Here is a 20,105-nt window from a genome sequence, read left to right on the forward strand (position 1 = left end):
ATTTGCGCGCCTAACTCATCACTGGAAGTAACGAGAATGCGGCGCGCAGTTATTCAACATATTAAGGTAGCTATTTCGCTCTTCCTTTGGTATCTGAAGTGCATCCATAGCCTGCTCTATGGTCCATCCCATACTTTCCATCAATTTATAAAAAAATTATAACAAGCACATATAGCTTCGCACAAAGCATAGCATTATTTGCATAGTTTTTCCAGACGGTACATATCCTTCCGCCTGCTCTTTAATAATGGTAACTCTTCTCTTACCTGCTCTTCATAGTCAAGGTCCAGTTCTGTCAGAAGTACGCCTTCTTTTTCATCCAGCATATCTATGACTCTGCCCCATGGATCTGTGACAATGGAATGTCCCCAGGAAATATATCCTGCGGATTCATCGCGCATTGGGGCGCAGCCTATCATGTAGATCTGGTTGTCCAGTGCTCTGGTTCGGAAGGACAGTTCCCAGTGTGCAGGACCTGTCGTCATATTGAAAGCCGCTGGAACGAAGATTGCCTTTGCGCCATCATTTACCATCATCCGCGCAAGCTCAGGGAACCGAATATCAAAACATAGCATGACTCCCATCCTGCCAAACTCGGTATCAAAAACTGTATCATGATCTCCCGCCGTCAAAGTATCGGATTCCTTAAATGTCTGTCCACCTGTGACATCAATATCAAACAAATGCACCTTTCTGTGCTTGCCAATCTGTTTTCCCTGCCTGTCAAAAATATAAGATGTATTGTAAACCTTTCCCTCAGCATCCTTCTCCGGCATTGAACCGCCGATAAGATAGATTCCATATTGTTTTGCGTATTCCGAAAGCTGCTGCCATACAGGCCCACCCTCTTCTTCTGCATAGACCGGGAAATTCTGCGTCTGATATGGACAGCAGAACATCTCCGGAAGGATAACAAAATCCGGTTTCTCATCTTTTATCTTTTCAAGATATATTCCCGCTGTCCTGACATTCTGCATTTTGTCAGTCACTGTTGGCATCTGTATTGCTGCTACTTTTATTTTTGCCATTTTCTGTCCCTCTTTTACCTTTTTTGACATGTACATTTAAATGGTAGCATAAGCACCAATATCTGTACATAAACTTTCTATAAAATATACTCTCTTCCCTCAAACTATGTTTTATTTATAGGACAATCCCTTTAATATGGTAAAATTTTAAAACATTCCATTGACAGTGTGTTTTGGGAATGATAGAACTGAAAAAAGCGACGAAGGCGTCAGTTTTTTTGTAAACTGCGCCTTTTTTCATTATTTAAAAGAAAAGGAGTGTTTCTCTATGAAAAAGATGTGTTATTTATTAACAATGGGATTACTCGCAGGAAGCCTTACTGTTCCTGTATTTGCAGCTTCTGATGCAGAGACAGATAAGAAATGGACTATCGCAACTGATACTGTATTCAAACCTTTTGAATACACAGATGACAGCGGTAATTTCGTAGGTATCGACGTAGACGTACTTGATGCGATCGCAAAAGATCAGAGCTTTGAATATGAGCTCAAGAGTCTTGGATGGGACGCTTCTATCGCTGCATGCCAGGCTGGACAGGCTGACGGTATGATCGCCGGCGCATCTATTACAGATGAAAGAAAAGAAAGCGGTGAATACAACGAGATCATTGCCAAATACCTCGGAGAAGACGCAGTTCCGACAGAAGAAGCTGCTGATGACGCTGAGGCAGATACAACAGAGGCTCCTGCTGAAGAGGAAGCTGCTCCTTGCAATGGGACAGACCCTGCTTCTTGCTTTATGCGGTCTGTTTTTTGCCTGTATTCTGGGTATGTTTTTTGGTTTGTTAAGTGTACTTAAGAATAAAGCCTGCAGAATCATATCTTCTATTTTTGTTGATGTTATCCGAGGCGTTCCTATGATCGTCCTCGCGTATTTTATTTATTTCGGTGTTCCTTACTGTCTGAACAATATGATGGGATTCAGTTTTACCCTGACAGCACTTCAGGCCGGAACTGGTCAACACTGCAAAGAACGTTGTTGCCAATTCTTTCATGTCCTTCCAGACATGGGGTATTGTTGCGATCATGTACCTGATCGTCATCACAATCCTGTCCAAAATCGCAAAAGTCTTAGAAAGGAGATTAAACCGTGGCCGTAAATAAAGACAACGTCAAAATCCACGTATCACATTTGAAAAAAAACTTCGGCTCTCTGGAAGTCCTGAAGGATATCTCCACAGACATTCATGAAGGTGAAGTAGTCGTTATCATCGGACCTTCCGGAAGCGGTAAATCTACTTTCCTGCGCTGCATGAACAAGCTCGAAGAGATTACCGCCGGAGAAGTGATCGTAGATGGACACAATCTTACAGACAAACATATTGATATCAATAAAGTCCGTGAAAATGTAGAAATGGTATTCCAGCATTTCAATCTTTTCCCGCATATGAATGTCACACAGAACCTGATGCTCGCTCCGGTAGAACTGAAAAAAGCTACCAAGGATGAAGCCAGACAGCGCGCCATCCACATGCTGGAAAAAGTCGGCATGGCCGACAAAGCTGACACATATCCAGAGCAGCTTTCCGGTGGGCAGAAGCAGCGTGTAGCGATCGCACGTGCCCTCTGCATGACTCCTGATATCATGCTTTTTGATGAGCCAACCAGTGCTCTCGACCCGGAAATGGTTGGTGAAGTTCTTCAGGTTATGAAGCAGCTCGCCGCCGATGGCATGACAATGGTGATCGTAACCCATGAAATGGGCTTCGCCCGCGAAGTTGCCCGACCGGGTTATCTTCATGGATGGCGGTTACATCGTAGAGGAAGGCTCCCCACAGGAAGTTCTCCTGAATCCACAGGAAGCACGAACAATTGATTTCCTGAATAAAGTATTGTAATAAAAAATAGACGTCTGTCTCTTATACGAGATAAACGTCTATTTTTTATTAATCGTTTTTACTCTTTCACCGCACCGGAAGTCATTCCACCAACGATGTATTTCTGGCCGATCATGTAAACAATGATAACCGGAATACAGGTAAGTACGATATCTGCGAAGATGTAGTTCCAGTAGCTCTTGTTCTTTCCGAAGAACTGGTATACTGCCATGGTCATCGGGAAGAGTTTGCTCTTGCTGGACAGGTACAGAGGTGTAAGGAAATCGCTCCATACTGTCATGAACTGCAGGATAAAGCAGGTTACAAGTGTTGGTTTCATAAGCGGCATGATGATCTTGAAGAACAGGCTCAGAGGTCCTGCACCATCAATAACCGCTGCCTCGTCCAATTCAACCGGAATGGATATTACGAAGTTTCGGATCGTAAATACACAGAACGGTATCATCGCACTCGTAAATACCATGACAATACCAACTCGTGTATCGTTCAGGTTTAAAGCACTCAAAACTCTTACCAGAGTTACATAGTTGACCGGGAAGAACAGTCCGCAGAGAACGAAGTAATACAGGAATGTATTTAACTTTGTTCTGTTACGGCACATTACAAATGCTGCCATCGCACACAGTACAACACCAAGTGTAGTTGCTACCAGAGCATACAGTAAACTGTTTGCAAATCCCTGGATCAGATTACCTTTTTTGATAACCTCTGCGTAGTTTGAGAATACCCATTTGGTCGGAAGCGCAAGACTCATTCTTGCGGCCTCTCCTTTATCCTTGAAGGAATTGATAAGTACCATGTAAAATGGAAGTACAACTGTCAGGCACAGAAGGATGCAGACAATATGCTTCAACACGTTTTGAACTTTTTGCTTTTTCATTACTGCTGTACCTCCTGTTTACTCATTTTCTTAACAATACCTACACCGATGATCGCCGTAATGATAAGAAGGATCGTATTCAATGCAGAAGACATTCCATACTGACCTCTGGAGTAAAGCTGGAATGCATAAGTTGTAAGAACCTCTGTTGCATGTCCAGGACCGCCGTTTGTAAGAACGTAAACGATATCGAATACTTTCAGACCATATGTAATACCAAATACAAGGTTGATCATGATAGAACCTGTAAGCATTGGAAGTGTTACATAGCGAAGTCTCTGCCAGAAGTTTGCACCGTCGATCTCAGCAGCTTCATAGTAGGATTTCGGAATCGTATTCAGACCTGCGAGGAAAATAGTCATAACATAACCAATACCTCTCCAGGCATCTACACCGTAAATGGATTTCCATACAACACCCAGATCAGAAAGCCATTTCTGTTTCAGGATTCCGAGATGCAGTGCATCCAGGATCGTATTCAGAAGTCCTGTATTGTAATTGAGGATAGATTTAAAAATCAGACCGATAATTACAAATGGAAGAATAGATGGCAGATATAACAGAGTTCTGTAAAGTCCTTTTCCTCTTAAGCCTTCCTGAAGCATGATTGCGATCATAAGTGCCGGGATCAGTTTTACAATGTTAGAAATGATCGTAAATTTAAGTGTATTCCCAATTCCACTTAAATAGCCTTTGTTTGATGTCAGAATTTCTTTAAAGTTCTGCAGTCCTACAAAATGTGTACCATTCAGGACACTTCTGGAATTCCAGTCTGTAAAGGAATATCCTACACCCATTGCACTTGGAAGCAGGAAAAAGATTACATACAATACCAGCGGCAGCACCAGAAACCACCAGGGATATATTTTTTTCTTATTCACTGAAGTTACCTCCTGTTCTCTTAGCAGCCAGATTAATCAAGTCACAAGGATAATCTTCTTATTTACTCCTTTAGCAGACAGTGCGAAGGATTTTACTCCCTCGCACTGAAGAATTACCCTTATTTCACAACGTTTTTATCTGAAATTTATTCCCAGTTTTCATCTCCGACAGTTTTTGCTGCTTCTGCACGGTTGGTATCCATGTTTGCAAGAACATCGTTTGCTTCCATTTCACCCTGGCAGAATGCGATCATATCCTGTCCAAACTGCATCCAGTAGTCGTTTGTATATTTTGTACCATTCTGAAGTACAGATACGCTCATTTTATCTTTGTCTACAGTCTCAAGGAATTCTTCCTCTTCTGGCAGCCAGTGCTGTTCCAGATTGTCATCGTTTACATCAAGGTTTGTGTAAGCCGGTGAGTTGTCAAGGATTTCCTGAAGGCTTTCTGTTGTTGTTACGAAGTTGAAGAATTCTCTTACAAGGTCTTCATGCTCTGTTCCTTTGTATCCGAACATTGTCGGGCCAGCCGGGCTGGTTGGATACCAGGTATTGTCTCCAAGAGGAATCAGGAACATTCCATATTCATCTTCGGAACCTGTGTCATCTTTGATCTGTTTGATGTAACTGGAGTTTGCCATTGCCATTGCACATGTTCTGTCGCCAAATTCATTTGACATGTTTGTGCTGTCTGTTCCGATCCAGTCCTCTCCGAAGTAGCCTGCATCAGAGAGTTCTTTGAACTCGTTCAGAACTTCAAGCATTTTTTCATTATCAGCAAATGTTGCCTGGTTTGTATTCAGAGCATCGTACAGTCCTGGTGTTGCTTCTTCATAAACTCCACCGATCTGGAAGAATGCGAGCTGATGCTGCCATCCGTCTGCTCCTGGCATGAACCATGGAGTGATTCCTGTATCTGCGATCTTTGCGCAGAGGTCTTTGAGTTCTGCATATGTGGTTGGAACTTCCCAGCCATTTTCTTCAAACAGAGTTTTATTGTAAAGCATTACGTACTCCGGAGAATTGTTCCAAACCTGAAGTCCGTATAATTTATCGTTGTATGTGCAGGATGCTTTTCTTGTTTCCGGCATAAGGTTTTCCCAGTCAGCTCCTGTAAAATCGATACAGTATTTCTCCGGGTCAACGATGGTTGATTCAATTGCAAATGGATTGGACTGGATCCAGAAAACATCCGCACAGGAATCTGTTGCCAGTTTTGACTGAAGAAGATCAGAATACTGATCTGCCGGGATTGTCTGAAGGTCAACGGTTACATCGTATGTATCCTCAAAACGCTCCAGTGTCTCATCATAACGGTTATCCATCCAGCCTGCGGATACCAGAATGCTTAATTCCTCTCCTGCAAAATCTTTGGTATCATCTGCTGCAAATACATTCACGCTAAGACCTGCTGTCATAGATGCTACCATTGCTGTTGCACATGCAACTGCCCAAAATCTCTTTCTCAACATAAAAAACTTCCTCCTTTTAATTTGTTTTTGTCACGTCCTTGATGAAATAAGTTTATCAGTAACTGTGTTTTTTATCCATGGACAAAGCCATTCTGTATTTGTACTTTTTTCACATTTTTGTATGCTATTTTCACATCATTCTACTAGGTTGCACAATTTATAATGTATATTTTTGACCATTTTTACCAGTTTCGCTTTTTGTCATTTGTACTTTTTACATAAACATGTTATAATTTCGACGAAATACTTTTGACATGTCCTGAAAAACCATTGGTACTTTTTTTACAGGAGGCGTATATATGAAACAACGCAGCTTACAGTCTAAACTTTTTATCGCCTATCTCGGAATGGCAAGTCTGATCCTGTTTGCTTTTGCAGCATTTTTTTATCTCTTTGTATCAGGACGACTGAAGGAAAGTCAGATCAGTGCCATGAACACCCTGAATTCCAGTTTCAAAACACAGGTAGACTCTGCTATCCTTGACCTGGACACAGTATCCGTCAATATCAACTACAGTAATATGTCCAAGAGTATCCTCGATCAGAAATTTGATCTCAATATCTCTGACAGTATGCTCTCCGATATGTCTGATCTTTTTATTTCTCTCAGCGGAACTGAATTAAAAGCTGATCAGGTGAATCTGTACGATTTTTCCGGATATGTACTTCAGGCAGGACTTTCCACCATGGTAAAAAAAACGGACGATTCTCGCACCGAATGGCTGCAGAAAGCCCGGGAAGCAGATGGCAGAAAAGTAATCACCAATCCCTATCTTACCTATGAATATTCCAAGTCGGCGAAATATTCTCAGTGGATGATCTCTGTCTACCGCTCTTTCACAAATCAGTACCGCCGCAGTGTAGGCGTAATTGAAACAGCCAAACAGTGCAAATCCATTTTTAAAAGTATCATTTCCTACGAGAAGAAAAATCATGATGATGCAGCCAGTGTATATGTATTTAATCAGGATGGTGATCTGATCTATCCTTACGATATTTCAGACAGTGAAAGTTCCAAACTCCAGGACTATTACACATTGACAGATTCATCTCAGACTTCTTCCAGGCTTACCAGCCCTCTGACAGGCAAGGACGAATATGCGGCAAGAATTGACTCCGGCTACACTGGATTTACTTACCTCACGGTTCAGTCAAAATCAGCCATACTTGCACCGGTATATCAGATGCTCCAGATCCTTCTGGCAGTTGTTGCTGCTTTTCTTCTGGCTTCTGTTATTGTTTCATACAGGCTGTCCCGTTCTGTTGTCAAACCGGTCAAGCATCTGAAACATATCATTCAGCGAATGGAGCTGGACACTCTTGGTCAGGAAAAGGTCACTTCCTATCCTGTCTCTGTCAATGAACTTGAGGAACTTTACCAGGCATTTCAGTTTATGAGCGATAATCTGAAGGATTCCATGGTAAAACTCACACAGGCAAAAGAACAGGAAATGCACGCTCGAAATATGGCTCTGCAGACACAGATCAACCCGCATTTTTATTACAACTCACTGTCAAGTATCATGGTTCTTGCGGAAAACGGTGATAATGACACAGTTGCCAAAATGTGCCGGAATCTTTCTCTGATCATGCGCTATATTACAGATACAGGCAACACGACCGTATCTCTTGCTGATGAGCTGGATTATGTTCAGAAATATCTGTACTGTATGAAAGTCCGTTATCAGTCCAGTCTGAACTACAATATTGATGTAGATGAAAGCCTTCTTTCTGAGGAGGTTCCCAAGCTGCTGATCCAGCCACTCGTAGAAAATGCTATCAAATATGGTTCCAACTGTGCACCACCATGGATGATCTCCGTCAGCAGTGTTATCGCGGAAAACTACTGGAAGATCACCGTCACAGATAACGGTCCCGGATTTTCTGAGGAAGCATGTCAGAAGATCGCACAGAATCTTGCCAAAGCAGACCAGAATCCAGGTCTTCCTGAACTCAAGATCAACGGTCTGGGAACTGTAAATGTTTATCTCAGATGGAAGATTTTCTGCAACGGCAAAATCATTTTTGAATATGGAAACACCGAGGACGGACACGGAATTGTATCCATAGGACGTTATATATCAGAGGGTCAAGAAACAACTCAGTATTAATAAGAGAAAGGAACTATCATGAAATACACAGTAGTCGTTGCGGAGGACGAAGAACTTCTTTTAAATAATCTTGTCCAGAAAATCCAGAAAGCGGACCCGGATTTTCAGGTTACAGGTACTGCCCAGACAGGCGAGCAGGCATTTGCACTGGTAGAAAAGCTTACTCCTGATCTTGTCATAACGGATATCCGTATGCCTGTTATGGATGGGATGGCCTTGCTTACCAAAGTAAGAAGTCAGTTCCCTTTCACTAAATTTATTATCACAAGCGGGTTTTCAGACTTTGAATATGCCAAGAAAGCTATTACTCTCAAAGTCTCTGATTATCTGCTGAAACCAGTGGATCCAGATGAGCTCCATGATGCCCTGCAAAAGATCAAACGTGAATTTCAGATCGCCAAGAAGGATTACGAAGCTGTCTTTAATGCAGGAACCGCTTCCATGACTCCCTCTCAAATTGCTTCTGTTCTGCGGGATTTTATTATAAAAAACTACAGTGACGATATCAATCTGAACCTGATCGCAGACAATATGAATTACAGTCCCGGTTATCTGACAAAGATCTTCTGCCAGGCATATGACTGTACCCCGACCAAATATCTGACCAATCTGAGGATGCATCATGCACAGAAGCTGCTTCTCAATGAGCCTTCGCTTTCTGTCCGTCAGATCGGAGAGATGTGCGGTTACCATGACCAGGGATATTTCAGCCGTATCTTCAAGAAACATACCGGCATGAGCCCGCTGGAATATCGCGATGAAAAAGAGGAAGCCATCAAATGATGACTTCCTCATAAGAAATATCTTCCATACCATCAAAGCTTCCCTGTCTTTCTTCTACAGTCAGTTCACCTTTCTGGTCATTCCAGATCAGTTTTGTGGTTGCGTATGCACCCTTCTCAAAATTATAGTTATTTCCCTCATCTTCATAAAGAGTAAATTCTGCATCTGCTCCCGGGTAAACCATCAGTTTCACCGGTCCTTCCGGTTTCTGAGATGCATAAGTAAGTCCGTCTGCAACCGGAAGAATGCTTCCTGCTTTTACAAAGATCGGCATCTGGTCGATCGGCGCATCTACCGTTACATACTGACCGCCTTCATATTTCTTGCCGGTCCAGTAATCATACCAGTCAGCTCCCTGTGGGAGATAACATTCCCATGTTTTTTCACGGTCAAGTTCTGTGCTTTCCGGGCCGTAGTACATTGGCTCTGTAACTGCACAGATCAGAAGTGACGGTCCGAACATAAACTCATTCTCAATCTTTCTTGCAGTCTTATCCTGCGGGAAATCAAACAGAAGGCTTCTCATGATCGTATAGTCGTTGAAGTGAACAGCTCCTGCAAGAGAATAGATATACGGCATCAGATGGTATCTCAGCTTAATAGATTTCTCAATTGCATCATAGAACATCGTTCCTTTGTCACCGAAGTTCCAGATTTCTCTCGGAGTATCTGTTCCGTGAGAGCGGAACATCGGAAGGAAAGTTCCCATCTCAAGCCATCTGGTATAAAGCTCGCAGTATCCTTTGTCCTTCACACCTTCATTGTATTTGCCCTGCCAGAACCACTTCGGCTCCGGATCTGTGTTGCAGCCACAGCCACGATTCTGCCATTTATCAGCAACTGTAAAGAACGCACCGATATCCAGTGTCCAGTACGGATAACCACTCAGTCCCATATTCAGGCCTTCTACGATCTGGATCTTGAAGTTGTCCCAGGAAGCGCAGGTATCGCCGGACCACAGCATGGCTGCGTATTTCTGCCCGGATGCATAACCGGAACGGGTCAGGTTGAGGACACGTTTGTCTTCAGTGTCTTTTCTCTGGTTTTCATAAATACCCTTTGCATGCATCAGTGCAAACGCATTGGCAACAGCCGGATCCAGATATTTCTTGTGCTCGCCGCCGACAAGTTCATATCTCTCCCATGGCTCTCTCTTCACGCCGCCATTCCAGTCAGGACCGGAGAAAGGCTCTGTGGAATCGCACCACCAGGATTCAAATCCTTCATCAAAAAGTCCTTCTTTTGCCTGTTTCCAGTACATTTCACGGGCTTTTTCATCAAAAGCATTGTAGGTTGCATAGTCATAAAGCAGATAGCCTGCGTCAAAAAATTCCTGATGGTTTTTGCCGCCCGCATTCATGTTCGGCCATACAGAGACCATGCTGTGTGCATGCATTTTGTTGATTTCTTCCATGCATTCTTTGTTGTCACCGTAGCGTTCTTTGTCGAGGATCTTTTCTCCCCAGTTGCCTGGTTCCCAGGTATTCCAGTCCTGAACGACACAATCGATCGGAACACCGATCTCTCTGTAATGACGCACGATCTCAGCCAGTTCTTTTGCTGTGTAATACTGCTCTTTGGACTGGATGTAGCCATACGCCCACTTCGGCAGCATCTGTGCTTTACCTGTCAGATAACGGTAGTCATGAATGATCTCATCCATTGTATTTCCACCGAGGAAATAATAATCGATCTGGTCTACCGTATCCAGGAACAGATAGGATTCTCTGCCTTCATCATTAAAAGTCATCAGTGAACAGCAGTCAAACAGGACTCCATATCCTTCGGTAGATACAAACATCGGCATCGGGATACGCATATTGTGCTGATACAGATACTGTGTATGTTCACGGTAGTTGTAAATACCTTCTTCTGCCTGTCCAAGTCCATGGATCTCCTCGTCTTCTTTCCAGTCAAAGAAAACTCTTGCGCGGTATCCGTCTCTGATTTTTTCTGCCTTGAGGTTCTGGATAAAGTTTCTTTCACCGTCTACAGTCTTTACACGGTTGATGATCGGTTTTTCGCCGCCTGTATTATAGTGTACGACATCAATCCTGGTGAGATCCGCTTTGTTCTGCTCCAGCCACACACTTCCATCTGCATGTTTCCAGGTGATCCCTCCTGTTTTGAGATTCAGTTCTGCCTGCACTGCTGATGTTTTTACTGTAACTACTTCGTCTGCTTCTGCTGCTTCAAATGGAACCTGCGGATACTCTTTTTTCTCGATGATCAGAGATTCCTGCTCTGTTTTTACTTCATCTTTTGCGATCATGCAGCGGATGATCTCATCTGTTACCGGTATCAGGCGATATTTCATGCCTGCTGCTGAACATTCTACATATCTGTCTGTTTTTATCATTTCCCCAAATCTCCTTTTGTAAGTTTTTGTTTCCCATAAAAAACGCCGTATCAGGATATAACATTGCTGTTTTTATCCTAACACGGCTGTTTATGATCGGTCTATGGCTTATCTGATTCTGATTTTTAACTATTTTTACTCTTTTCATCCTTGGGTGTTTTGCCCACATGTTTCTTATACAGTCGATAGAAATTTGAAATATTATTAAACCCACATTCCATGGCGATTTCCGTAACATTTTTCTTCCCTTCACGAAGAAGTTCACGGGCATGATTGATACGCATTCGTGTTACATAATCACTGAAACTGATATTCGTCACCTTACGAAAATAAGATGAAAAATAATTGGCACTCATATACACAGATGACGCAACCTCTTCCAGTGTGATCTTCTCGCAGTAATGAGCATCGATGTAATCAAACGCCTGCTCCAGACGCTTCATGGCGTTCTTTTTCTCCTTGAGCATCTCTCCGGATTTGGTTTCATCCTGATAAGTACGTATGAGCATGGTGAGGATCCGCAATACATTGGCCTTGATCATAAGAGGATAACCTTCTTTCTGATCATTCCACTCTTTATAAATTTCCCAGATGCCCGCACGGATATCTGCATTTATTTCATCTTCCCTGCCGACACGGTTCTTGAAATTACTTCCCCGCTCTACAAAGGGCTTCAGATACTCCGTGTCAAATACGCTGATCTTCTCTGCAATAAATTCCGGCGAAAAGATCATGACCAGAAGCTTCATATCATCCCCGATAAGATTCCACCCATGAGGTTCTACGTTGTTAAAGATGATCACATCATCCTTCTCCATCGTATACTCCTGTCCATTGACAAAATAATTCCCCTTCCCCTCAAGCACACAGGTGATCTCAAAGTAACTGTGCCAGTGCCAGGTCCCCGGCCTGCTGTTCTTCGGGGTCAGCACTACCTCTGAAATCTGAAAAGGAAAATCTTTATCAAGTGGAATATTATCTCGTTCAAGCCTCATCGTCTGCCTCCTGTAAGTAACGTTAATTCTGTCAAATCTGATAACACAAAATTCGATTCTTTAACGTTCTCAGTATAGCAGATTTTATTCTTTCACGCAATTCAGGATGAATGCTTCCAGTTTTGCCAGTTCATCTTCATGTTTTCCATGAACGGCGATCCTGAAATAGTCGTTTCCTTCTATCCCCTTTATCATATAGTAATTATTCTCGATCTTAAAAAAAGGCTGTTTCAGCATATCAAGATATACAAAACCTCCAAGTGATTTCAGCTTTAAAATAAATTCTCTGTCTATCGGCGCATCCATAAGATAGTCTGTTGCAAACCAGCCGGATTCTGCACATTTCTCTCTTGAAGGCCGCTTTCCTGTAATCTTCATAAACTTTTCCCCTGTTCATCGTCCTGCCACAGAGCCTGCGATCTGCTCTGCCGCTGTAAGAAATTCCTGTATGTCCTTCTCTTTTGTAAAGTAAGATATGCTTATGCGGATCGTTCCGTTCTTTTGTGTTCCCATAGCTTCATGGATCAGTGGAGAACAGTGAAGTCCCGCACGTACCGTGATTCCATACCCACTTTCCAGGATATATGCCGCATCGGAAGCTGTCAGGCCTTTGAAGTTCAGACTCATGACAGGTCCCCTGCATTCCTTAGAATTTCCGTATACCTGGATTCCCGGGATCTTCTCCAGAGCTTCATACAATTTCTCCATAAGTGCCATTTCTTTTTTATGGATCATGTCAACTCCTGTTTCACGTACAAAATTCACTCCAGCCAGCAATGCCGTGATTCCCGGAAGGTTCTGTGTGCCAACTTCATATTCATAATCTTCATCTTCATAGGTCAGCTGCTTACTGTTACGTCCTGTTCCCCCATATTTCAACGGCTTTAGTAAAATACCTTCTCTGATATAAAATCCACCACTGCCCTGCATACCCATAAGACTTTTGTGACCTGTAAAAATAACCGCATCTGCTTTCCACTGATCTGCATATACCGGAATACAGCCTGCGCTCTGGGAAACATCCACTATCAGACAAAGGTTGTTTTTCTTTGCGAACCTGCTGATCATGTCCATGTCCTGCACATATCCCGTTACATTCGAGCAATGATTGACCACAAGTGCTGCTGCCTGCCGTCCGTCCTGCCGCTCTTCTTCCAGCGCCTGTTCCAGCAGTTCCTCTGTCACTGCGCCAATCGCGGTGCAGGAGATGATTTTTACCGGATGCTCTTTTAATGCCGACTGATTCATAAGCGGACGCAGGACACTGTTATGCTCTGTCTGTGTCACGAGAATGCTGTTTCCTGCTTTTCCATAATCGAGTCCACACAGGACAGTATTCAAACTTTCTGTTGCCCCTGATGTAAAAAAAATCCTCTCACTCTCTGCTATCCCCAGCAGTTCCCCCATAGCTTCACGACAGAGTACTTCCACATCTTTTTTTAAAATCGCGCTTCCTCCCCTGAATTGTGAAGCAGGCGTGTCCATAAGACACGCCTGTACAGCTTCATTCACGCAGGAAGGTTTCGGCCATGATGTAGCCGCGTTATTCAGATAAACCATTCGGAATCATCCTTCCAGTACGTTAAAGTTCATAACCTTTGCAATCTTTTTGATAAGTTTTGTGTAATCACCAAAGATAAGTACCTGATGATGACCAAAGCCTGCCAGGTTGTGCATATATTCTCTTGCGTCATCCATCTGGATGTAGTAGTACGGGCTGCAGTATGTATCTGCATATTCGGAACGGATAACTTTACCTTTCTTGATGCAGATGGTATCGCCTGCCGGGTTGAAACGGCCAAGTGTTACATAGTCATCATCGTTCTCTGTGAAGTCAACCTGCAGTTTTCCACCAAATCCCTGACCAGTGAATGCCCACAGTTTGTATTCCAGTGGTTTTGTTCCATAACCATTCATGCAAAGTGCCGGTACTGCATGGTGGATACGAAGCAGTTCGTCTGTCTCATGGTTCGGGTTACCCATGAATGCCGGACGGTTTGCAGCGTACTGCATGATCAGCATAGCCATAAGTGCGTTCAGGTCTTCCTCACATCCACTCGGGATTCCTTCATCTTTCATGATGGAATGGCACATACATGGTGTAAATTTACGGTTCTGCGGGATCTCTGTTGTGCAGAGCTCATGACATGCAGTTGAGAATGCGTTGCAGTCATAGATATCCATCATTTTCTTAGCTGCCAGATAATATTTCACGTCGTTGAGGAACCAGTCTGTATTTACCTGTGTATCTGTAGAACCTGCAATGATCTTGTCGGCGATCGGTTTTGCTTCTTCGTCTGTAATCTCATCCATATATTTGAAGATAGATGTGAATGGAAGTTTTACTACTTCAAATCCATAACGCTGACGGAGAACTTCCGGATCACGGATCAGGCTCTGGATACCGAATGTTGGCAAAGATCCTGCTGTAAGTACAAGTGCTCTTGTGTTGCGAACGGCTTTTCTTACCCAGAGGATATGTGCGATCTCGTTTACATCCTGAAGATCCATTGCTACATAAGCTTCTACTCCGATAGAACGGCAGTAAGCTGCAAAGTCGATTCCTTCGTTTCCGTTCTGCCAGATGATTACCGGTTTGTTGTAGCGTTCCAGTTTCGGAATTCTCCATCCCATGCACAGGAAGCAATCAATCTCATCAAGATTTTCGCCGATTTTTTCAAACAGATCTTTCTTTACTACGAAAGATTCATCATAACGAACATCCATCGGCTCTGTGAACTGAACTTCATCAATCACACCTTTCAGAGCTTCTACAGATTCTTTAAATGTCTCATCTGCTGCCTTTGTTTCTGCCTCAACAGTCATGTCTTCTTTGTGACCTGCACGACATGGGCCTTCCCAGAAGTGTGTATGTGTCAGACATCCGATCAGTGGTCTTACTACGAGTTTTACATCCATTGCTTTCTGTTTCATGATTAAAAAAACCTCTCTTTCATTTGTTCACCTTATATAGTTGCATCCCTTAATATGTCTCTAATTATACTTTCTAAATGAGAATATTCCTCTTTTTTCTTCCGCACAATCTATACTTTCTTATGATTTTTTGTGTAAATTATATAAATTACGCCTTTATAAACATATCGTTTTCGTATGTTTTAACAGGTTGCATGCAGCAAAAAAAGAGCCGTCAGGTCGTGACATTACCTGGCGGCTCCCGTTTATTTAAATTTGGGATTCAACTATATTAATATAAGGGTTTATCTTCCGAGAGATTCTACATAAGTTCCTTTTACATCGCTCCAGTTTTTGTCTGCATAGTCAAGAAGGTATGCAGCCTGTTCCAGAGACATTTCCGGGAACAGAAGGAATAAGCTGTGAGAACCATATTTCTTAACGATACGGTCTACGTTCTTGATCCAGTCTTCGAATTCTCCTGAGTAAACTTTTACCCAGATGGATTTTCCTGCTGCAATTGCTTTGTCGTAGATCACATCCCAGTCCGGAAGTGTTCCGTCCGGGCCTGCATCTCCACTTGTCCACTGCAGAGCGTCAATTCCATCGATTTCCATCAGTGCATCCATGTGTTTGATCGCAGCCGGTCCATCAAGATGATACAGGACATGGTCTACTTTCTCACTCTGCTCACGTAAGGATGGCTGAATGTATTTTCTGAAGTCTTCCGGTGACATCATTGCAGAGAAATCGCACTGTAATTTTACAGTTCTTCCAGGTCCCCAGATCTGGAATACAGTGTAAGCGTTTCCGCCGTTTTCGTCTTTGATGATATCATAGAAACGGTCATAGTATTCATAGTAAACATCGGTTACTTCCTGGATTCTCTCACCGATCATATCCGGCTCATCCAGCAGGTCAAACAGGATATCCTGTGCACCGCGGAGGGAAGCAAGTACGTCGATGTTTTCCATAAGGTCAGGCATATCTACAACAAAATCGTCTCCTGCCAGTTCCTTACAGTCTTTTGCAAGCTGGATGTGTTTTTTGAACCATTTGTTTTCCGGGTCAAAAGTAAGTTTCGGTACACCTTCCCAGCTGTCCAGACATTTGTTGAACCATACAGTATCTTCTTTGAATCCGATCTCAGATCCGAGGTAAGATGCTACGGATCCTGGACCAAAGTCGATGTTCAGGTTCGGGAAACTCTCTCCAAGGAATGCATGTGTATCGCAGAAGTAACGATAACGGTCTACGATCCTCTGTGCATTCTGGTATTTGTCTTCCATGTCTTTCCATTTCAGTTCTTCCGGCATGTTGTAATATTTACCCTGGCAGATCTGATCCAGATAACCACCCTCAACAGGTGTTCCGTCTGAGTACTGCTCCACTTCCGGTCTTCTGGCGATAACACACATCAGCGGTCTTCCGGTGTTTTTGTGCTGCCAGTAATTAGCAAATTTTTCTTTGGTTGCTTCCCAGTTAAGCTTGTAGCCTTCTCCCGGTTTCGGAAGCTGGATCTTGCTTAAATCTACGGCACCTTTTTCGAATTTAGGTGTCTCAGAAACTTTTTCTTCTGCCTTCGGAGCTTCTTCTTTAACTTCTTCCTGTACCGGTTCTGCACCTTCTACCGGAAGATCATCAAATTCACCGGCTTCTGCTTTTGCACAGAATCCGGATTCTGCATATTTCTTAGCCTGCTCTGCTGCGGAAGCTGCATCTTCTGTATAAGCATCTGCACCGATCTCATCAGCGAATTCCTGGCTGATCGGAGCACCTCCAACCATGATCTTGACACGGTTACGGAACGGCTGTTTCAGAAGTGCTGCAACAGTGTCACGAAGTGATGGCATTGTTGTTGTAAGAAGAGCAGAAAGAGCTACAATACTTGCTTCTTTGTGTGAATTTACTTCATCAATGAATGTCTGGATCGGTACATCAACACCAAGGTCGATAACTTCGAATCCGGCACTCTCAAACATCATACCGACAAGATTTTTACCGATATCATGAAGGTCACCTGCTACAGTACCAAGGATAATGGTTCCTGCGCTTCCTGCTTCACCTGTTGCAAGATATGGTTTCAGAACATCCACGCCGGCTTTCATAGCACGTGCTGCTGCAAGCATCTGTGGAACGAAGATGATCTCTTTCTTGAAGTTATCACCTACGACAGCCATAGCTCCGATCATTGCGTCATTTAAGATAGCAGTCGGGTCACAGCCTGCATCAAGTGCTTCCTGAACGGCCTGTCCGATTTCTTTGTTCTTACCATCCTGAGTTAATTTGAATACTTTCTGCATCTTCTCATCAAGCGGAGAAGCCGGTGTAGGCTGTACTTCTTCAGCGGCTTTGTTTCCAAATTTATCAATATACTGCAAGCAGTATTCATCACGCTCTAACAATGCATTTGTTGCATAGATCATACCGATCATGTTCTTGTTGGTCGGGTCAACGATCGCACTGTCCATACCAGCATTCATAGCCAGTACCATAAATGCCTGGTTGATATTTTTTCTCACCGGAAGTCCGAAAGAAATATTGGAAAGTCCACTTGTGATGTGGATGTCCGGATATTCAGATTTAATTCTTCTGCAGCAGTCTGCAAATACAGTTAATGCAGTCTGATCTGTTCCTAAAGTTACAACCAGTGGGTCAATATGTAAACGGCTTGGTGCAATGCCGTACTGTTTTGCTTTTTCCATAATTCCGAAGAAAATTTTCATACGTCGCTCTACGGAATCCGGAATACCATCATTATCGCACAGAAGTGCTACGCATTCCCAGTCTGTGTCCGCAATTACCGGGAAAATGGTATCGATTTTATCACCTTCAAGAGATACAGAGTTGATAAGACCTGGTCTCTTGCAGAATGGGATCGCTGCTACGCAGGATTTTGCACTCGGGCTGTCTACACAGATCGGTGTATCTGTTACTTCCTGTACAAGATCGATCATCCATTTCAGTGTTTCTACTTCTACGTCCTCTTCTACAGACGCACATACGTCCAGAAATGTAGCACCCGCTTCTGCCTGCATTCTGGCTCTTTCTCTGATCAGATCCGCATCCTTCTCAGAGATTGCCTTGGCAACTGACGGAATAGATCCGTTCAGTTTCTCTCCTATTATGATCATTATTTTGTTCCCTCCTGATGTGCCATTGTCAAACACCTTCTCATTTGACAGATCATGTCCGCTTATATGATCTGTCCCGCACTTTTATTTTATAATATCCAAAGGGTTATAACTTCTACTATCTTTTGATTGATGTATACTATCTTACTGTGATTCCATTACCGTTCGCAGTAAAATATTGTATTTCCGTGTTTACAATGCTATATTGAAAAAAAGATTTTCGGCAACGCGGATAGAAAGGCACAGAAAAATGAATACTTATCAAATTACTGTTTTACCATATGATCGGATTTTAAATGCAGATGAAGGCGAAAACCTGCTCCACGTTCTCCAGCAGAATTCACTCGCCCCGGATGCTCCCTGCGGCGGAAATGGAAAATGTGGTAAATGTATCGTTTATATAAATGACAGGGAAACTCTGGCATGCCAGACTGTGATACGGGACAATATCACAGTCCGCATTCCTGAGAAATCTGACATGCAGATCCTGAAACATGGCACTTCTGTTTCTGTACAGCCGGACGGCCGTGACAGATATATCCTTGCATACGATATCGGAAGCACGACTGTTGTCTGTTATCTTCTGGACGGTATCTCCGGTGAGGAACTTGCCAAAGAAAGTATATTGAACCCTCAGACTGCTTACGGTGCGGATGTAATATCCCGGATCGAATATGTTCTGAAAAATCACTCTTCAGAGCTTCAGTACTGCATTACACATGTTCTTGCCAGCCTTGCCGCAAAAGCAGCCGCCAAAGCCGGTATCCCGCTTTCGGAGATCACTCTCGCCTGTGTTGTCGGTAATACTGCCATGCATCATCTTTTCCTTGGCATCGATCCTTCGCCGCTGACCGTGCCGCCTTATATGCCAAAGGTTTCCAATGCCATGGAGATTCCTGCTGCTCCGCTGCTTCCCATTCATCCAGAGGGGCGTATCCGCATCCTTCCAAATATAGCCGGTTTTGTCGGTGCCGATACCGTTGCATGTATGACTTCTGTTCATTTTGACCAGCTTGATGAACTGACTCTTATGATCGACATTGGTACAAATGGGGAAATGGTCCTGGGGGACCGCCATCGTCAGATTGCCTGTTCCACTGCTGCCGGGCCTGCTTTTGAAGGAGCCAGAATCTCTTGCGGCATGCGGGGAATTCCCGGAGCCATCGATCATGTTTCTGTAAAAAATGGAGAAGTCTGTTATCATACCATCGGAAATGCTGAGGTCAGGGGATTGTGCGGATCAGGACTGCTGGATCTGACCGCCGCTCTTCTGGACACTGGATTCTTAAGTGAAGCTGGTCTGATGCAGGCTCCGGAATATCGAATCAGTACTTCTGCAGTCACTCTGACCCAGAAAGATATCTCCGAAGTTCAATTTGCCAAATCTGCCATCCGCTCCGGTATTGAACTTCTTGCAAGGCGGATGCAGGTATCTGTAGGAGATATCCGTAAAGTATATCTTGCCGGAGCTTTTGGAAATTACATGAACCCGGTCTCTGCATGCCGGATCGGTATGATACCTCCTGTGCTTCTTGATCGCATTGAAACGATTGGGAACGCCGCCGGAGAAGGTGCAAAGCTCTGTGCCTTAAATCGCCGTGAATTTGCTTACAGCCAGTTTCTTGCTGCCAAGACAGAATTTCTGGAACTGGCATCCTGTCCGGAATTTCAGGACTGTTATATTGATCATTTAATGTTTGGAGAAGAATAG

15 protein-coding genes and 1 pseudogene are annotated in these 20,105 nt (G+C 43.5%); 6 read left to right on the forward strand and 10 right to left on the reverse strand.

The window, feature by feature from the left end:
- Positions 1–194 precede the first annotated feature (194 nt).
- On the reverse strand, positions 195–1,028 hold the full coding sequence (locus tag DWX28_RS09610) for a carbon-nitrogen hydrolase family protein (protein ID WP_022213375.1): 834 nt from the start codon (positions 1,026–1,028) through the stop codon (positions 195–197).
- 268 nt (positions 1,029–1,296) lie between these two features.
- On the opposite strand from DWX28_RS09610, the gene DWX28_RS19905 reads away from it, so the two are divergent.
- From DWX28_RS19905 to DWX28_RS09625, 3 genes and pseudogenes are all read left to right on the forward strand, one after another.
- Positions 1,297–1,827: a transporter substrate-binding domain-containing protein gene (locus DWX28_RS19905; RefSeq protein ID WP_243002398.1), complete on the forward strand. Its 531-nt coding sequence runs from the start codon at positions 1,297–1,299 to the stop codon at positions 1,825–1,827.
- Positions 1,742–2,128, forward strand: coding sequence for an ABC transporter permease subunit (locus DWX28_RS20535; protein WP_243002399.1), 387 nt, complete (start codon positions 1,742–1,744; stop codon positions 2,126–2,128). The genes DWX28_RS19905 and DWX28_RS20535 overlap by 86 nt, the downstream gene beginning before the upstream one ends.
- Positions 2,119–2,866 (forward strand): annotated as a pseudogene (locus tag DWX28_RS09625) (amino acid ABC transporter ATP-binding protein). The gene DWX28_RS20535 and the pseudogene DWX28_RS09625 overlap by 10 nt, the downstream one beginning before the upstream one ends.
- 58 nt (positions 2,867–2,924) lie before the next feature.
- Here DWX28_RS09625 and DWX28_RS09630 read toward each other — a convergent pair.
- The 3 genes from DWX28_RS09630 to DWX28_RS09640 all read right to left on the reverse strand — a co-directional run bounded on the left by DWX28_RS09630 (position 2,925) and on the right by DWX28_RS09640 (position 6,099).
- A complete protein-coding gene (locus tag DWX28_RS09630) occupies positions 2,925–3,746 on the reverse strand; it encodes a carbohydrate ABC transporter permease (RefSeq protein WP_118252562.1) in 822 nt (273 codons plus the stop codon).
- On the reverse strand, positions 3,746–4,627 hold the full coding sequence (locus DWX28_RS09635) for a carbohydrate ABC transporter permease (RefSeq protein WP_227222944.1): 882 nt from the start codon (positions 4,625–4,627) through the stop codon (positions 3,746–3,748). Before DWX28_RS09635 ends, DWX28_RS09630 begins: the two co-directional genes overlap by 1 nt.
- A 146-nt stretch (positions 4,628–4,773) precedes the next feature.
- The gene (locus tag DWX28_RS09640; protein WP_022213381.1) at positions 4,774–6,099 is read right to left on the reverse strand and encodes an ABC transporter substrate-binding protein; all 1,326 of its coding nucleotides are present in this window, start codon (positions 6,097–6,099) and stop codon (positions 4,774–4,776) included.
- A gap of 299 nt (positions 6,100–6,398) precedes the next feature.
- Between DWX28_RS09640 and DWX28_RS09645 the strand changes: the two genes are divergently transcribed.
- Positions 6,399–8,210 carry a sensor histidine kinase gene (locus DWX28_RS09645; RefSeq protein WP_118252563.1) on the forward strand — a complete coding sequence of 604 codons (1,812 nt, stop codon included), beginning with the start codon at positions 6,399–6,401 and terminating at the stop codon, positions 8,208–8,210.
- 18 nt (positions 8,211–8,228) lie between these two features.
- Positions 8,229–8,993 carry a response regulator transcription factor gene (locus DWX28_RS09650; RefSeq protein ID WP_118252564.1) on the forward strand — a complete coding sequence of 255 codons (765 nt, stop codon included), beginning with the start codon at positions 8,229–8,231 and terminating at the stop codon, positions 8,991–8,993.
- Here DWX28_RS09650 and DWX28_RS09655 read toward each other — a convergent pair.
- From DWX28_RS09655 to DWX28_RS19910, 6 genes are all read right to left on the reverse strand, one after another.
- Positions 8,986–11,352 (reverse strand): glycoside hydrolase family 31 protein, encoded by a 2,367-nt coding sequence (locus DWX28_RS09655; RefSeq protein WP_022213384.1) that lies wholly within the window; start codon positions 11,350–11,352, stop codon positions 8,986–8,988. The two genes, DWX28_RS09650 and DWX28_RS09655, sit on opposite strands and share 8 nt — an antisense overlap.
- Positions 11,353–11,477: 125 nt before the next feature.
- Complete coding sequence (locus DWX28_RS09660; RefSeq protein ID WP_022213385.1) at positions 11,478–12,347, reverse strand: AraC family transcriptional regulator; 870 nt, start codon at positions 12,345–12,347, stop codon at positions 11,478–11,480.
- Between the two features lie 84 nt (positions 12,348–12,431).
- The gene (locus tag DWX28_RS09665) at positions 12,432–12,725 is read right to left on the reverse strand and encodes a hypothetical protein (RefSeq protein WP_022213386.1); all 294 of its coding nucleotides are present in this window, start codon (positions 12,723–12,725) and stop codon (positions 12,432–12,434) included.
- A 15-nt stretch (positions 12,726–12,740) separates the two neighbouring features.
- Positions 12,741–13,907, reverse strand: a complete 1,167-nt coding sequence (locus DWX28_RS09670; protein ID WP_118252565.1) for an aminotransferase class V-fold PLP-dependent enzyme — start codon at positions 13,905–13,907, stop codon at positions 12,741–12,743.
- Between the two features lie 6 nt (positions 13,908–13,913).
- On the reverse strand, positions 13,914–15,281 hold the full coding sequence (locus tag DWX28_RS09675; RefSeq protein WP_022213388.1) for a hypothetical protein: 1,368 nt from the start codon (positions 15,279–15,281) through the stop codon (positions 13,914–13,916).
- Between the two features lie 284 nt (positions 15,282–15,565).
- On the reverse strand, positions 15,566–18,394 hold the full coding sequence (locus tag DWX28_RS19910; protein ID WP_330417648.1) for a cobalamin-dependent protein: 2,829 nt from the start codon (positions 18,392–18,394) through the stop codon (positions 15,566–15,568).
- 250 nt (positions 18,395–18,644) lie between these two features.
- Between DWX28_RS19910 and DWX28_RS09695 the strand changes: the two genes are divergently transcribed.
- Positions 18,645–20,105: an ASKHA domain-containing protein gene (locus DWX28_RS09695; RefSeq protein ID WP_118252566.1), complete on the forward strand. Its 1,461-nt coding sequence runs from the start codon at positions 18,645–18,647 to the stop codon at positions 20,103–20,105.

The sequence above is a fragment of the Blautia sp. AF19-10LB genome (genome assembly GCF_003461245.1).
Lineage (GTDB): Bacteria > Bacillota > Clostridia > Lachnospirales > Lachnospiraceae > Blautia_A > Blautia_A intestinihominis.

Bases quoted from the DNA above. Each gene is read 5' to 3' on its own strand.
- DWX28_RS09655 (WP_022213384.1), bottom strand. From the start codon at position 11,352: ATGATAAAAACAGACAGATATGTAGAATGTTCAGCAGCAGGCATGAAA.
- DWX28_RS09665 (WP_022213386.1), bottom strand. From the start codon at position 12,725: ATGAAGATTACAGGAAAGCGGCCTTCAAGAGAGAAATGTGCAGAATCC.
- DWX28_RS09675 (WP_022213388.1), bottom strand. From the start codon at position 15,281: ATGAAACAGAAAGCAATGGATGTAAAACTCGTAGTAAGACCACTGATC.
- DWX28_RS19905 (WP_243002398.1), top strand. From the start codon at position 1,297: ATGAAAAAGATGTGTTATTTATTAACAATGGGATTACTCGCAGGAAGC.
- DWX28_RS09610 (WP_022213375.1), bottom strand. From the start codon at position 1,028: ATGGCAAAAATAAAAGTAGCAGCAATACAGATGCCAACAGTGACTGAC.
- DWX28_RS19910 (WP_330417648.1), bottom strand. From the start codon at position 18,394: ATGATCATAATAGGAGAGAAACTGAACGGATCTATTCCGTCAGTTGCC.
- DWX28_RS20535 (WP_243002399.1), top strand. From the start codon at position 1,742: ATGGGACAGACCCTGCTTCTTGCTTTATGCGGTCTGTTTTTTGCCTGT.
- DWX28_RS09695 (WP_118252566.1), top strand. From the start codon at position 18,645: ATGAATACTTATCAAATTACTGTTTTACCATATGATCGGATTTTAAAT.
- DWX28_RS09645 (WP_118252563.1), top strand. From the start codon at position 6,399: ATGAAACAACGCAGCTTACAGTCTAAACTTTTTATCGCCTATCTCGGA.
- DWX28_RS09650 (WP_118252564.1), top strand. From the start codon at position 8,229: ATGAAATACACAGTAGTCGTTGCGGAGGACGAAGAACTTCTTTTAAAT.
- DWX28_RS09630 (WP_118252562.1), bottom strand. From the start codon at position 3,746: ATGAAAAAGCAAAAAGTTCAAAACGTGTTGAAGCATATTGTCTGCATC.
- DWX28_RS09660 (WP_022213385.1), bottom strand. From the start codon at position 12,347: ATGAGGCTTGAACGAGATAATATTCCACTTGATAAAGATTTTCCTTTT.
- DWX28_RS09640 (WP_022213381.1), bottom strand. From the start codon at position 6,099: ATGTTGAGAAAGAGATTTTGGGCAGTTGCATGTGCAACAGCAATGGTA.
- DWX28_RS09670 (WP_118252565.1), bottom strand. From the start codon at position 13,907: ATGGTTTATCTGAATAACGCGGCTACATCATGGCCGAAACCTTCCTGC.